The organism is Shinella sp. M27 (genome assembly GCF_049199905.1).
In the GTDB taxonomy this organism is placed as follows: domain Bacteria; phylum Pseudomonadota; class Alphaproteobacteria; order Rhizobiales; family Rhizobiaceae; genus Shinella.
Genome location: NZ_JBLZPK010000034.1, coordinates 144,000 through 157,686, shown reverse-complemented (window position 1 = coordinate 157,686; position 13,687 = coordinate 144,000). Strand labels below are relative to the sequence as shown.

The window sequence follows — 13,687 nt, the reverse complement described above, 5'->3', positions numbered from 1 at the left end:
CCCTTTCTGTTTCAGGCCGAGAGATAGTCGAGCAGGTCGGTCATCGCCTCCGATGCCGCCTGACCGTCACCGTTGCGGATGGCACGGATGACCTTGACGTGGAGATCCACCGAACGGTCCATGTGCCTGTTGTCGGCGCGGGCGAACCAGAGGCGGCGGGCGTGGGTCTGCAAAGGCGCGAGCGCGCCCGTCAGGAAGCGATTCGGGCAGGCTTCCTCGAGGATTTCGTCAAACACCTTGTCGGCGGCGAGAAAGCCTTCGAGATCGGAGCGGATCGAGCAGGCAGTCATGGTCTGCGCGCATTCGACAAGCCGTTCGCGATGTTCCTCGCTGGCATGCCGGGCGACGAGATCGGCGGCCAGCGGCTCGAGCTGCCGGCGCGTAGCCATCACCTGGATGTGATCCTCCGCCCGAATTGCCGTGATCTGCAGCCCCGCGCGCGGCCGCACCGCAATCAATCCCTGCCATTCGAGTTTCTGGATGGCTTCACGCACCGGCGTGCGGCCATGCCCGGCCAGATCGATCAACTGCCGCTCGGTGACGAGCGAACCGGGTTTCAGCTTGAGCGTGACGACAAGGCCTTCGAGGGCGAGATAGGCGAGGTGGGCCTGCGAGGCCGCCGTTTCCGTCATTCCGCGATTCCCATTGATATATCACGTGGTCGCATGTCGCGCTTGGAATGGCAAATCTTCTGATATATCAGGGTGACCCGAGACGCAGGCAGGAAGCCCCGCCTGGAATTCGCGGCACCCTTTCGGCAAAACAAAAAGCCGGGATCTCTCCCGGCCTTCGTCTTGGCTCTGTTCTGTTTTCAGAGAATGAAGTCGCTGGCGTCCAGGCTCGCCTTGGTGAAGTGCTTCAGGATGATCACGTCCGCACTGGTCAGGCGAATTTCGACATCGTCGCCGACCTGCACGGCCTTGCTGAGAACTGAGCTTACCGACGAGAAATTGTAGGACTGGACATCGATGTTGTCTTCATTGTTCTTGAAGTCGGTGATCGTGTCCTTGCCATAGCCTGCGGCGAAGACGAAAATGTCCGCCCCGCTGCCGCCGGTGAGCGTATCGTTACCCTTGTAGCCGGTGAGCTTATTTTCTCCGGTGTTGCCGGTCAGCTTGTCGGCGAAGGCACTGCCGAAGAGGTTTTCGATGCCGGAATAGGTATCGCCCTGTGCCTCCTTTGTATTGACGCTGGCTTTTGCAAGGTTGGCGACAACACCGGACGTGGCATTCACATAGGTCGCGGTATCGACGCCGGTGCCCCCGATGAGTTTGTCGCCGCCTGCGCCGCCGTTCAGCGTATCGTTGCCGGCACCGCCGTTGAGCGTATCGGCACCGCCGCCGCCGTTGAGGGTATTGCCTGCGGAATTGCCAAATAGCTTGTCGGCGAATTTACTGCCGGTCAGATTTTCAATGGATGAGTAAGTATCTCCCGCAGCATCATTTTTATTGTCCGTAGGCTTGATGAGGCTGGCGACAACAGCCTTTGTCGCGTCCGAATACGAGGCCGTATCAGTCCCGGCTCCGCCTTTCAGGATATCGGCGCCCGAACCGCCGCGCAGGGTGTCGTTGCCATTGCCGCCATCGAGCGTATCACCGCCGGCTCCGCCGTTGAGCGTGTCGTTGCCATCGAGACCAAAGAGCATGTCGGCCCCGCCATTGCCCGAAAGGGTATTGACGCCCTGGTTGCCGCGGATCGTATCGCTTCCGCTGCCGCCTATGGCGTTCTCTATGAGCGAGCGAAGATCGCCTTTGAAGAGCAGGGCGTTGAAAATATTGCCTCGTGCAAAGCCATCGTTCGGGCCACCACCGAGATCGGCAAGTTGGGTGGCACTGAAAACGGAATATTTTCCCGGACGAAGATCGATGTTCAGTTTCGTGGTGTAGGCGCTGAGATCATAGGTATCGTTGCCGCCGCCGTCCCAGACCGTTGCAAAAATGCGATTCGCGCCGGGGGCGATGGCAACCTCGCCGTTGACCAGGGTCTTTCCGTTGCCGGGGGTCCATTTGTAGACGGTCGCGCCGGAATTGGTGGAATAATCCGCGCCGTACATATGCTGGAGAGCCGCGATATCCGCCATCATGAATGTCTGCGGCGCGTCGAATTCACCGTAGTCGTAACCGCCAACTGTGTCACCAATGAAGCTTCGATAGCTCATCACTGTGAATTCGACGCTGTTGGTTGCGTCTGGCATTTTGCCATAAACAAGATCTTCTTGCGCATGCTTCAGTCCAAGCGCGTGTCCTAATTCGTGGATCAGCGTGTGCCAGGCATAGTTGCCGGCAACGGGCTTGCGCATGTCGTTGATGGTGCCCACATAGGCCGTTCCAAACCAGATATCGCCATCGTCTGCGGTATCGGACGTAATCAAACTGGCCGGAAAATCTGCTACTTCTGCCGTATCTGGAACGCTGGACTCGGCAAAACGGAACGTCGCATTTGTCGAATTGCCCTGGGTAAAATTGAGATTGGTAAATCCTTCGACGGAGAAGCCATCGTTGGCGGCCCCTCCAAAGGATTTTTCCATTGCAAAGAGGGCGGCATTTTTCTGTTGTGTCGTAACTGTATTGAACCCGCTATCGTATTTCGAATAGCTATAGTCCGAGACCTGCGTCGGAAAGGCGTATGTAACTGTAGAAGTGCTCCAGCCTGTCCCGACAAGAACTGAATCGACGAAGATCGACCCGCTTGCATCGACGGTTTTTGTGGTTGTTGCAGAACCCGACATGTTTCCCTCCAGAAGAAATGATAGGGGCCTGCTTTCAGAATCGGCAGGGCTTCCCAAAAAGGCCTTAGTGTCGATACAATATCATATTAGCCGATCTAAAGACGCGCGAGATCATCATGCTATTCGGGATTTTTTTGGCGCTATATGTTACGGGTCTTAACGTCGCTGGCTGGACGAGCCCGTTGAGGGTGCCAGCCGCAGAACACGAAACGGTCACGCGCGTAGTCATGCAGAAGCCAGGCGATCCGGAAAAAATTATCGAATCTGAATATACGCGGCTGAAAAATCGCGGCACCCGCGAAGGGTTGGAGCTTTTCATTGCCCGGCATCCGGATCATCCGCTCGCCGATAAGGCCCGCGAGGACATCAAGCGTCTGTACGACTGAGTATTGCCCGGACGCAATATAAGTCCGGCATTATCTGTCTTATTCCATTGTCATTTTAGCGATCTCTGGCGACGCCGCCAGCCTCGTCATCGCCCCTCCGCAGATACACCCGAATAAAGCCGTCAGCCCACCCGTCGATAGGAGGATTGCGGTTGACGAACGTCATGGGCCTTGCCAGCATGCCCTGACATTCGGACCGTCCAGTTTGCATTGTGGGGGCATACGTTGACTGCGGGTTCTATCGTCGCGACACTTCTGATCGTCTTCGCCGGTCTTCTGGCCGTGCCGGCCGTCAGCCATACAAATGCGGGGACGACCTTTTCCCTGATGGCCTCGTCCATGGCCTTCGTCGCGATGGCGATCGCCCAGTTCATGGCGACGCGCCCGCCCTTCGTCGAGAAGCTTTTCGGCGGGCTTGACCGCATCTACCAGTTCCACCGCAAGATCGGTATCGCGGTGCTCTGTCTTATCCTGTTCCACTATTTCATCGCGCCCGATTTCCAGGGATTGTCGGTGACGAGCGGCCTCAACGTGCTTGCCAAGACGGCGGGGGAGTGGGCCTTCTACGGCTTCGTCTTCCTGCTCATTTTCAGCCTCGTGAAAATCATTCCGAAAACGCGTTTCCAGATTCCCTATCAGTACTGGCGCATCACGCATCGCTTCATCGGCCTGCTTTTCGTGCTGGTCGCCTTCCACCAGATGTTCATCAAGCGCCCCTATGACGGTACGGCATTCCTCGCGACCTATCTCAACATCTTCGCGCTGATCGGCATCGTCAGCTATGCCTATACGCAGCTCCTGCCGTGGCTGCGCACGCGGCGCTACGAGGTGGTCCATGTCGAAAAACACGATGGCGCGACGATCATTTCGGCGCGTCCCATCAATGGCAAGCTGCGTGCGATGCCAGGCCAGTTCGGCTTCTTCCGGGTCAACAAATCGGGTCTGCGCGAGCCGCATCCCTTCACCATTGCCGGCATAGACGAAGACGGCTCGGTGCGTTTCGCGATCAAGCCGCTCGGCGACTATACCAAGGCGTTGCGCGAGGGCGTGGCGGTCGGCGATGCGCTGACGCTTGAGGGCGGCTACGGGCATTTCAATCACAAGCGCGGCGGCAAGAAGCAGATCTGGCTTGCCGGCGGCATTGGCGTCACGCCGTTTCTTGCCATGGCGAGCCGGCTGAAAGGCGATGAGGGGCAGGACATCCACATGATCTACTGTGTGCGCGACGGGGCGGAGGCGATCGGCCTCGACACGTTCCGAGCGCAGGCGGAAAAACTCGGCAACTTCAGCTTCGTGCTGCACAATTCGGCGACCGACGGACGCTTCGATGCATCGAAGCTCGTTTCCGGCACCAGCATAAACCCGGCCGAGGCCGACCTGTGGTTCTGCGGCCCGCCGCCCTTGCGGCTGGCGATCGAGAAGGGTTTGAGAGAACTCGGCAAGCCGCCGCGGCGCGTCGAGTTCGAGCGTTTCGAGTTTCGATAGGACAGTTCCCGAAGAAACTGCGAAGTTGTTTTGCATCCGGAATTGTTGAGACAGTTTGAATTTCCAGCCGGCTCGCCGGCCTCTTGGAGCGAAGGGAACAAGCCATGCGCGTGTTCAACACATCACTTCTGCGGCCGGTCAGCCGCCTTGCCGCCGCCCTCGGTCTGATGCTCGCGGTTTTCTGTCCCGCCGGCGCCTTTGCCATCGATCAGTTCGCACCGGATGCCTTCGGCACCTACAAGGCGAATGTCGATAACGGCAAGGTCCTGTTCGGTGCGGCCGGCTGCGGCGCCTGCCACGGTTCCGGCGACAATACGGAACTGCTCTCGGGCGGCATGGAAATGCAGACGGCGATCGGCAAATTCTTCGCGCCGAACATTTCCGCCCATCCGAACGGCATCGGCGGCTGGTCCAATGCGGACTTCCTCAACGCCGTGATGGTCGGCCTCAAGAAGGATGGCGACAATCTCTATCCGGTCATGCCCTACACGTCCTACGGCGGGATGAAGCCTGAAGACGTGCTCGACATCAAAGCCTATATCGACACGCTGCCGCAGTCGGATGCGGCTTCTAAGGAACACGAGATCGCGTTCCCCTTCAGCCGCCAGACCACGATCACGCTCTGGAAGCGCAGCCACTTCGTCGTGCAGGCCTACCAGCCGCGCGAAGAGACCCAGATGGAGCGCGGCCGCTACCTGGTCGAGAACGTCGGCGGCTGCGGCGATTGCCACACCCCGCGCACCACGACTTACGGTCTCGATCTCACCCGTGCCTACGAGGGTGAAAAAGGCCTGACCGGTGCCGTCGCGCCCGATATCACCAAGGCCCGCATGGGCGGCCTTGCCTCGCATGAAGTGTTCACCAAGGGCCTGATCGAGGAAGGCAAGAAGCTTTCCGGTTCGCCGCTGTCCGATCCGGTCATGCGCCGCATCGCGCAGGGCCTTTCGGCGCTGTCTGACGAAGACAAGCAGGCCATGTACGCCTTCCTCGCCGACCGCGAGGTGAAGGTGACGCCGGTCGAAACCAGCACCGCGCCCGTCTGCAGCGAGGCAACCGCCGAAAGCGCACTCACCGCCGGTGGCGGCAGCGCGGAATTCGCGTCTGCGGCCGATGCTTTCATCGGCAAATATTGCCGCAACTGCCATGGTCCGGGGGAAAGCTCGCAAGGCTCGTTCCCGTCTGGCGATCTCGCTTCGATTGCCGCCAATCCGGCTTTCGTAACACCAGGCGATGCCTCCAAGTCGCTGCTCTATACCAGCGTCACCAGCGGCCGCATGCCGCTCGGCAAGCGTCCCGATGATGCCGAAGTGCAGGGCCTTGCCAACTGGATCAACTCGCTCAGCCAGTCGGCCATTCCGACGGCGGTGTCGGCGACCCAGGTCAAGCGCTCGCGGCCGATGCTGAAATATCTCGATTTCGTCGATCTTGCGTTGCAGGACATCTCAAAGGTCGATGAACACGACCAGCCCTTCATGCGCTATTTCAGCTATCGCGACCAATATAACGGCATGATGAGCTGTGAGACGCACGAAACCTTCCTGAAGCGCATGAAGGTTCTGGCTGGCGGCTTCAAGAAACTCATCAACTCGCTGTCCTACGGTCCGGAACTTGTGCTTCCCGAGGAAGTCGAGGGTTCGGATGGCCTGCTCGTCCGCGTCGATCTGCGCGACCTCGAATGGAGCCAGGAAGACTATGACTTCCTGATCAACGAGTATTTCTACGGCGTCGATCCGGCGAGCAACGCGACGCTGCACGCCCTTGCCAAGGCGACGCAGACGACGCTGCCCATCATGCGTGTCGACTGGTTCATGAGCAACGGCGCCCGGCCGAAGGTCTATAACCGCCTCATGAAGCTGCCGACCAATATCAGCGAGCTCGAACATCGCTTCGGGGTCAACGTCAACCAGAACATCGAACGCCGCCGCATCGTGCGCGCCGGTTTTGCCGATGGTTCCTCCGGCGTGTCCGACCACAACCGCATGCTGGAACGCCACGACATGCCATTCGGCGGTTATTACTGGAAGTCTTACGACTTTGCCGGCGATCTCGGTCGCCAGGTGCTGAAGCGCTTCCCGGCCGGCCCGGATGGTGTGCAGCTGAAAGCCGGGCTGCTGCCCTTCGAACATGACGGCGGCGAAATGATCTTCTCGCTCCCGAACGGCATGCAGGGCTACTATCTGTCGACCAACAAGGGCGATCAGCTCAATGTCGGCCCGACGACGATCGTCTCCTTCCGCAAGCGGCCGATCGGCAAGGGCGTCGAGATCATCAATGCCCGCTCGTGCTTCGACTGCCATTTTGACGGCATCCTGTCCAAGCGCGACCAGCTGCGCGAGCATATCGAGACTTCCACGCTGTTCTCCAAGGACCAGCAGGACGAGCTGCTCGCGGTCTATGTGCCGCAGGAGGAGCTGAACGAGGTCTATAAGCGCGACACGGACCGTTTCGTCAGCGCGCTCGATCGCCTTGGCATCACCGAACCGACATCCGGCGGCGGCAAGACGGGCCTCAAGGCGCCGGGCGGTGCAGAGATATTCACCTACTTCGCCGACCAGTACGAGGACGAGCTGAACTTCGAGCAGCTGGCGGCCGAATTCGACATGACGCCGGAGGAGTTCTCCTCCGACATCCGCCGCCTGACCGATGTCGACGCCCTGCGCATCGGCCTCGACTGGGTGGCGACGCTGGAAGCCGGCGCCACGATACCGCGCAATGAGGTCGAGGAGCAGTATGCCTTCATGTTGCAGCCGCTTGTGCAGCTCGATCCGCTGAAGCGCGGCGTCAATCCGGAAGAGGGCGCCGCGAACACGGCAAACAACACCCAGTACCAGCAGCCGGAGCAGAAGCAGGAACAGAAGGTCGACAACACGGCCTATCAGCAGCCGCAATCGACCGAAGGGCAGGTGGCCAATACGGAGCAGTATGCCACCCAGACCCAGACCAACACGGCCTATGTCGTTCCCGCCTACAAGCAGGAAGACAAGGCACAGGCTGAAAAGGTGAAGCTGGCGCTCAAGGTGCCCAGCACATCGGCGAAGGTCGGCGATTACCTCAGCTTCGAGCTCAGCACCAACCATAGCTGCGAGCTTCAGGTGATGTATGTCGAGGATACCGGCAATGTCGAAATCATCCCGGATGTGATGATCGGCAATACCACGCTGAATGAAGGCGAAAGCCGTCTTATTCCGCAGCCGGGTTCTGGTAACCTGACCTTCGATTCGCCCTCGCCGGGCGAAACGATGATTGCCTTCTGCCGCATTGGCGGGCTTGGCGACCAGAAGATGACGGTAGAGAAGGCCAGGCAGCTGGTGGCTGGCTCAAAGCTGCCAGCGACCAAAGGTATCGCCGTCAACCTTGCCAAGCAGGCCGAGCAGGACAACGGCGCGAGCGGCCTCCAGATGGTGACGTTCGAAATCAAATGACGACAAGGGCAGGGGCTTTCGAGCCCCTGCCTGTTCGTTTCAAGAGGACATGAGGACTGGACCGACAATGCTGATGCGATCTTTGGCAGCGACACTCTTGGTACTGGCTGGTGCTGCTCCGGCCGCAGCAGCCTGCGATGCCTTTACCGGTGTCATCGAGGCGTTCAATGCCGGTGACGAGCAGAAGGCCCAGTCGATTGCCGAAACCGCAGGCACCGCCAATTGCAGCGCCAACGAGCGCACCCTTGTCGGGCGCGTCGCGGCGCTCTCCAGCTTCAACCGCATCGCAACCGAGGTCGGCAATGGCGGCAAGCTTGCGGATCACCGCGCGGATCTGGAAGCGCTTCAGAAGAAATACGGCGGCCCCTGGCAGGTCTTCGATGCGCTGGGCGATCTCGCCCGCGAGCGCAAGGACTATGAGGAAGCGGCCAAGCTCTACCAAATCGCGCTGGAGGACGGTTCCAACACGACGCTGACGCCGGACTGGATGGCGCCGGATGAGGACTACATCCGCCGCCTCGACCGGCTTGCCGGCGAAATGCGCCTTGCCGCGCCGCGCCCGGTGAAGCTTGCCATGCGCGGCGGCTGCAAGGTCTCCTTCCGCGGCGTGACGATCAAGAAGAAATCGACCCCGGTGCGCTATGTCTTCGGCACCGCCGATTTCACGCCCGAGGGCATAGAGGCCGCAAAGGACGTTGCGGAATGCCTGAAAGCCGTCAAGCCCGGCGCGATCCAGCTGATCGGCCATACCGATCCGGTCGGCTCGGCGGAGGCGAACTACAAGCTCTCGCTGGCGCGTGCCGACGCGCTGAAGACCTACCTTTACGACGCAGGCTATGCCGGCACGATCACCACCGTCGGCAAGGGCGAGGACGAACCTTTCAAGCCTGATGATGCCAGCGCCTATGACACGGACACGCTGAACCAGTTGAACCGCCGCGTGGAAGTGGATGTGCAATGAAACGGCTGCTGCCCCGTCTGCTGGCGCTTTCCCTGACGGCGGCCTTCCCGCTGCCGGCCTTCGCGGCGCAGACCTATGCGCTCGTCGTCGGCGTCGACGAATATCCCTATGAAGTCAGCCTCGACGGCGCGGTGCGTGACGCAGAGGATGTCTATGCATCGATGAGCGCCGCCGGCTTCACCGTGAAGAAATTCACCAATGCCGAAGCGCGCAAGGACGATATCCGCAAGGCCTGGACGGACATGGTGGCCGAAGCGGCGGCCGGCGACACGATCATCTTCACCTATGCCGGCCACGGCGCGCAGATGCCGGAGCTCATTCCGGGCGACGAAGCCGACGGGCTCGACGAATTCCTCCAGCTGCCGGGTTTCGACCGAAACCGTTTCCAGGAAACCTTCAAGGAAATCATTGTCGATAACGAGATGAACGAATGGTTCGGGGAGGCCGAAGCCAAGGGTGTGCATGTGCTCTTCGTCTCCGACAGCTGCTTTTCCGGCGGCATGAGCCGCTCGATCAAGGGCAAGACACGTCTGGCACCCGCCGTGACGGTCAAGCTCGCGCCGCCGTCGCAGGAGGCCATCGCGGGCGCGAACCTCAAGGAGGTCAATTTCAAGCAGGTGACGGTGCTGGCCGCTTCGCTGGAAAGCCAGCCGACGCCGGAGGTCATCATCGACGGCGAGCCGCGCGGCGCGCTGAGCTGGAGCTTTGCCCGCGCCGTGGAAGGCAGCGCCGATCGCGACGGCAACGGCATCATCACGCGCATCGAGCTCGAAGACTATATCTTCAGCAATGTGAAGAACCGCTCCGAGGCGCTGCAGGTGCCGAACTTCATGCCACAGGTCGCCCGCTCGGAGAGCGAGGTCGTTGTGACGCTGACGCGCGGCATTCCCGCCGCAACGGCCGACACCACGACAACGACCAGCGACGCCGGCACGACCCCGAAAACCATCAAGAGCGTCAAGGATCTGGGCTGGACGGGCAACATCGCGCTCCAGATCGATGGCGACGCAGAAAAGCCGAAGGGCACAGACGGTACCGGCACGCCCTTCCGCTGGGACGTGGCAAGCGGCACCTTCTACACGCCGAACGGCGACGTCGCGGGCGAGAATGTCGGCGCAGACCGCATCCAGTCGGTGGTCGACAAATATATCCTGCTCGATTTCCTCAAGGCCATGGCGAGCCAGAACCCCGGCACGGTCTCGCTGACCCCGGTCAAGGACATCTATGCCGCCGGCCAGCGTCTGCGCTTCGATGCGCCTCCCGGCCGCTATCCGAACATGCTGGTCTTCAACCTCGCCAACACGGGTGAAGTGCAGTTCCTCGACATGCAGACGGCCGGCACCAACAGTTCCGAATTCAAGCTGACGGATGTCGAGGTCGTGAAACCCTTCGGCGCCGATCACCTGATCACCATCTGGACCGCCGAACCGGTCGATGCCATCGGCGCGGCGCTGTCCGACAAGAACGTCACCGCCGCGGCCCTGTTGCAGGCACTCTTGACACGGCTCGACGGCAAGGAGGCAAGCGTGGCCATCCAACCTCTCTATACGCGGGAAACGCTCTGATGCTCCGTTACGCCGCAGTGCTCCTCCTTTCGCTCTGCCTGTTCTCTTCGGCGCAGGCCGCCGACCGCGCGCTTCTCGTCGGCATCGGCACCTATGCCTCGCTGCCGGAAAAGATGTTCCTCGAAGGGCCGAAGAACGACGTACCGCTGATCGAGAAGCTCCTGAAAGAGAAGCAGGGCTATTCGGCCGATTCGATCCGTGTCCTGCTCGACAAGGATGCAAGCCGCGCCTCCATTCTCGCCAGCATCGACGAATGGCTGATCAAGGGCACGCAGCCGGGCGACCGCGTCTATTTCTATTTTTCCGGCCATGGCCTCCAGGTGAAGGATGTCAGCGGCGATGAGGAGGACGGCCTCGACGAGGCGCTCTCGACCTATGACATTGCCGCCGGCGACGGCGACTGGACGAATGTCATCCTCGACGACGAAATCGAAGCGATGCTGGAAAAACTGAAGGACCGTGCCGTCTCGATCGTCATCGACGCCTGCCACTCAGGTACGATTTCGCGCTCGCTCTCGACCCAGGTTTCCGACGTGATGGAAAGCGCGCGCTTCCTGCCGCGGCCCTTTGCCAAGCCGGTGGAAGCCGTGAAGACCCGCGGCCTGCGCATCGATGTCGCCGTGGTCGACAAGCCTGATATCGTCAAGCAGAACGGCGTGGAAGCCTGGAGCGCGGCCTCGTCCTATCAGGTCGCCTGGGACGACACGCGCCTGCCGCCGGAGGAGCGTCACGGTGTCTTCACGCTCTCCTATGTCAACGGCCACGAGACAGCCGCCGCCGACAGCAACGGCAACGGCATCGTCTCCAATGCCGAGCTCCTGGAATATGTGAAGAAGCAGTCGCAGACCTATTGCGCGAGCCAGACCCAGTGCCAAGGCCTCGACCCCCAGCTCGAGGTCAATTACGCACTTTTGGGGGCGGCAGCGGTGACCCCGACAGGTGGTGAAGCGACGGGCCAGCAGACCCAGCAATATCAACAGACGCAGACCGGTGGCGACACACAGCAGCAGACGACGGACTATTCACAGCAACAACAGAGTGCGGATTACGGCAAGGTCGAACCGGTCAAGGTCGAGAACACCCAGCAGACGGCCTATGTCGCGGCAAATCCGGTGGATGCCGTCAGCGATATCCTCGGCAAGCCGCCGGCCGGCGATGTCCAGCTCTCGCTGTCCTCTGATCACTTAAACGTCGGTGATCCCTTCCGCATTACCGTGACGAGCGCCACCGGCGGCCATCTTATCCTTTACGACGTCGACAAGGACGGCAAGGCGACGCAGATATTCCCGAACGAGGCCGCCAAGAAGATCACGGCGCTCACCCCCCATACGCCGCTGACCATCCCGGACGACTATTACGGCTTCGATTTCGAGGCCGATGGGCCAAGCGAAAACGTTCTGGTCGCCATCGTGGTAGCCGACGACGTCGATCTCACGAAGGTCGCGCCCAACGACTACGGCCTGCAGAAAGAGCTCGACGCCCGCACGACGATCGCCGACATTGCCGGTACGCTGCAGCAGACCTGGACGCGCGACACGGAAAACCGCAGCGTGAACTGGTCGCTGGGACTGTTGAAATATAAAGTTTATTGAGTAGCTATTGCCATTGCCATTTCAGGCGTTCGCGGGTGTTACATCCGCGAACGCTTTCATCGCAATGATTCAAGAGCGCTGCTTCTCGCCTGCGCTCTTGCCGTCGGAGCTCTTTGATCGCTCCTCGAAACGATCGGCGCCCTTGGCCAGCTCCGATCCTTTTTCGTCTTCGATCTTGCGCTCTTCCGCCCGCGCGGCCTTGTGCAATCCCCGGCCGCCTTGCTTGCCGGTTTCCGTGGGTGCGTTTTCAATGGTCATGATTTTGTCCTCCATCGACTCAGCGGAAACGGCGAGAAGACCCGTTGGTTCCCCGGTCGGATGCAAGGCAATTTTGTTGAGGAAATGCGGTGTCCGATCTTAAACTCATCTAGCTCGATACAGCCGAAGAAGGGCATCGACGACGAGAAAAGCCTAGCGCCGTCGAAAACTGGGCCGAGTATGGGAAGCTGCTACAGAGTATCTTGTTTCTGACGAGTGGTGGTGAGCGCGCAGGGATTCGAACCCTGGACCTACTGATTAAAAGTCAGTTGCTCTACCGGCTGAGCTACGCGCTCCCAAGGGCTGCAAATGGTGCCCCGCAGAAGTGCGCGGAACATAGGCAGGAGGGTTTGCCGGGTCAACCCGGAAAATGCGGCGGAAAACAGGTTTTGCTGCATTTCGCCGCGTTCTCCAAAAGGTGATTGGCAGGAGGGGGTCTCGGCGGCTATCAGGGGGCACTCGCGGCGGTGAGGGCGGGCGGGATTTTCGCCTTGTGTCCAATCCGCCTGATGTCTCGGAGCAGCCTCTTGTCGATTGCCGATATTTCCCTCTGGAGCGCGCTTCTGGCCGGAGCGCTGTCGTTTCTATCGCCCTGCGTGCTGCCGCTTGTGCCGCCTTATCTGTGTTATATGGCGGGCATTTCCGTGGATCAGTTTCGGGGCGGGGAGGCGGCTGCGGTGCGGCGCGATACGCGGGGCGCGGTGTTGCTGGCGGCGTTTTTCTTCACGCTGGGCTTTGCCACCGTTTTCGTCTCGCTTGGGGCAGGGGCTTCGACCATCGGCATGGTGCTCAGGCGCCATCTCGACCTGCTCGCGCAGATCGGCGGCGTCGTCATCATCCTGATGGGCCTGCATTTTCTCGGGCTTCTGCGCATCGGGCTCTTTGCCCGCGAGGCGCGGTTCCAGGGCGGCGGCAAGCCGGCTACGGCGTCGGGCGCCTACATCATGGGGCTAGCCTTCGCCTTCGGCTGGACGCCGTGCATTGGGCCGGTGCTTGGGGCCATTCTCGGCATTGCCGCCGCGCGCGAGACCGTTGGCGACGGGGCTGTGCTGCTTGCCGTCTATTCGCTCGGGCTAGCCATTCCATTCTGGATCGCGGCCGGGTTTTCCGGCGCCTTCATGCGTTTTCTCGTCCGTTTCCGCCGCCATCTCGGTACGGTGGAGAAGATCATGGGCGTGCTGCTGGTCCTCACTGGCCTCGCCTTCATCTTCGGCTATATCAGCGCCGTCGCCATCTGGTTCCAGCAAACATTTCCCATTCTCTCGCAAATCGGCTAGTCCGGGATACGGT

The 13,687-nt window shown here is 60.7% G+C and carries 10 protein-coding genes and 1 tRNA gene; 7 read left to right on the top strand and 4 right to left on the bottom strand.

What is annotated here, in order from left to right; genetic code table 11:
• Nucleotides 1-11 precede the first annotated feature (11 nt).
• Nucleotides 12-632 carry a GntR family transcriptional regulator gene (locus tag ACOZK4_RS14715; protein WP_421592517.1) on the bottom strand — a complete coding sequence of 207 codons (621 nt, stop codon included), beginning with the start codon at nt 630-632 and terminating at the stop codon, nt 12-14.
• 179 nt (nt 633-811) lie between these two features.
• On the bottom strand, nt 812-2,728 hold the full coding sequence (locus tag ACOZK4_RS14710; RefSeq protein ID WP_421592516.1) for a M10 family metallopeptidase: 1,917 nt from the start codon (nt 2,726-2,728) through the stop codon (nt 812-814).
• 116 nt (nt 2,729-2,844) lie between these two features.
• Between ACOZK4_RS14710 and ACOZK4_RS14705 the strand changes: the two genes are divergently transcribed.
• The 6 genes from ACOZK4_RS14705 (at nt 2,845) to ACOZK4_RS14680 (ending at nt 12,139) form a co-directional block, all read left to right on the top strand.
• Nucleotides 2,845-3,114 carry a hypothetical protein gene (locus ACOZK4_RS14705; RefSeq protein WP_421592515.1) on the top strand — a complete coding sequence of 90 codons (270 nt, stop codon included), beginning with the start codon at nt 2,845-2,847 and terminating at the stop codon, nt 3,112-3,114.
• Nucleotides 3,115-3,339: 225 nt separating this feature from the next.
• On the top strand, nt 3,340-4,599 hold the full coding sequence (locus tag ACOZK4_RS14700) for a ferric reductase-like transmembrane domain-containing protein (protein WP_421592514.1): 1,260 nt from the start codon (nt 3,340-3,342) through the stop codon (nt 4,597-4,599).
• Nucleotides 4,600-4,703: 104 nt separating this feature from the next.
• The gene (locus tag ACOZK4_RS14695; protein ID WP_421592513.1) at nt 4,704-8,021 is read left to right on the top strand and encodes a c-type cytochrome; all 3,318 of its coding nucleotides are present in this window, start codon (nt 4,704-4,706) and stop codon (nt 8,019-8,021) included.
• A 73-nt stretch (nt 8,022-8,094) separates the two neighbouring features.
• Nucleotides 8,095-8,982, top strand: a complete 888-nt coding sequence (locus tag ACOZK4_RS14690; RefSeq protein WP_421592512.1) for an OmpA family protein — start codon at nt 8,095-8,097, stop codon at nt 8,980-8,982.
• Nucleotides 8,979-10,547 (top strand): caspase family protein, encoded by a 1,569-nt coding sequence (locus ACOZK4_RS14685; RefSeq protein WP_421592511.1) that lies wholly within the window; start codon nt 8,979-8,981, stop codon nt 10,545-10,547. The genes ACOZK4_RS14690 and ACOZK4_RS14685 overlap by 4 nt, the downstream gene beginning before the upstream one ends.
• On the top strand, nt 10,547-12,139 hold the full coding sequence (locus tag ACOZK4_RS14680) for a caspase family protein (RefSeq protein WP_421592510.1): 1,593 nt from the start codon (nt 10,547-10,549) through the stop codon (nt 12,137-12,139). Before ACOZK4_RS14685 ends, ACOZK4_RS14680 begins: the two co-directional genes overlap by 1 nt.
• Nucleotides 12,140-12,208: 69 nt before the next feature.
• Here the strand turns inward: ACOZK4_RS14680 and ACOZK4_RS14675 are convergent, their stop codons facing one another.
• The gene (locus tag ACOZK4_RS14675; RefSeq protein WP_421592509.1) at nt 12,209-12,397 is read right to left on the bottom strand and encodes a hypothetical protein; all 189 of its coding nucleotides are present in this window, start codon (nt 12,395-12,397) and stop codon (nt 12,209-12,211) included.
• A gap of 220 nt (nt 12,398-12,617) precedes the next feature.
• Nucleotides 12,618-12,693 (bottom strand) — tRNA-Lys (locus ACOZK4_RS14670).
• 231 nt (nt 12,694-12,924) lie between these two features.
• Here ACOZK4_RS14670 and ACOZK4_RS14665 point away from each other — a divergent pair.
• Nucleotides 12,925-13,674 (top strand): cytochrome c biogenesis CcdA family protein, encoded by a 750-nt coding sequence (locus ACOZK4_RS14665; RefSeq protein WP_421592508.1) that lies wholly within the window; start codon nt 12,925-12,927, stop codon nt 13,672-13,674.
• The last annotated feature ends 13 nt before the right edge of the window (nt 13,675-13,687 follow it).

Excerpts from the sequence above, each read along its gene's own strand:
- ACOZK4_RS14680 (WP_421592510.1), top strand. The coding sequence starts at position 10,547 with ATGCTCCGTTACGCCGCAGTGCTCCTCCTTTCGCTCTGCCTGTTCTCT.
- ACOZK4_RS14715 (WP_421592517.1), bottom strand. The coding sequence starts at position 632 with ATGACGGAAACGGCGGCCTCGCAGGCCCACCTCGCCTATCTCGCCCTC.
- ACOZK4_RS14685 (WP_421592511.1), top strand. The coding sequence starts at position 8,979 with ATGAAACGGCTGCTGCCCCGTCTGCTGGCGCTTTCCCTGACGGCGGCC.
- ACOZK4_RS14675 (WP_421592509.1), bottom strand. The coding sequence starts at position 12,397 with ATGACCATTGAAAACGCACCCACGGAAACCGGCAAGCAAGGCGGCCGG.
- ACOZK4_RS14690 (WP_421592512.1), top strand. The coding sequence starts at position 8,095 with ATGCGATCTTTGGCAGCGACACTCTTGGTACTGGCTGGTGCTGCTCCG.
- ACOZK4_RS14710 (WP_421592516.1), bottom strand. The coding sequence starts at position 2,728 with ATGTCGGGTTCTGCAACAACCACAAAAACCGTCGATGCAAGCGGGTCG.
- ACOZK4_RS14705 (WP_421592515.1), top strand. The coding sequence starts at position 2,845 with ATGCTATTCGGGATTTTTTTGGCGCTATATGTTACGGGTCTTAACGTC.
- ACOZK4_RS14695 (WP_421592513.1), top strand. The coding sequence starts at position 4,704 with ATGCGCGTGTTCAACACATCACTTCTGCGGCCGGTCAGCCGCCTTGCC.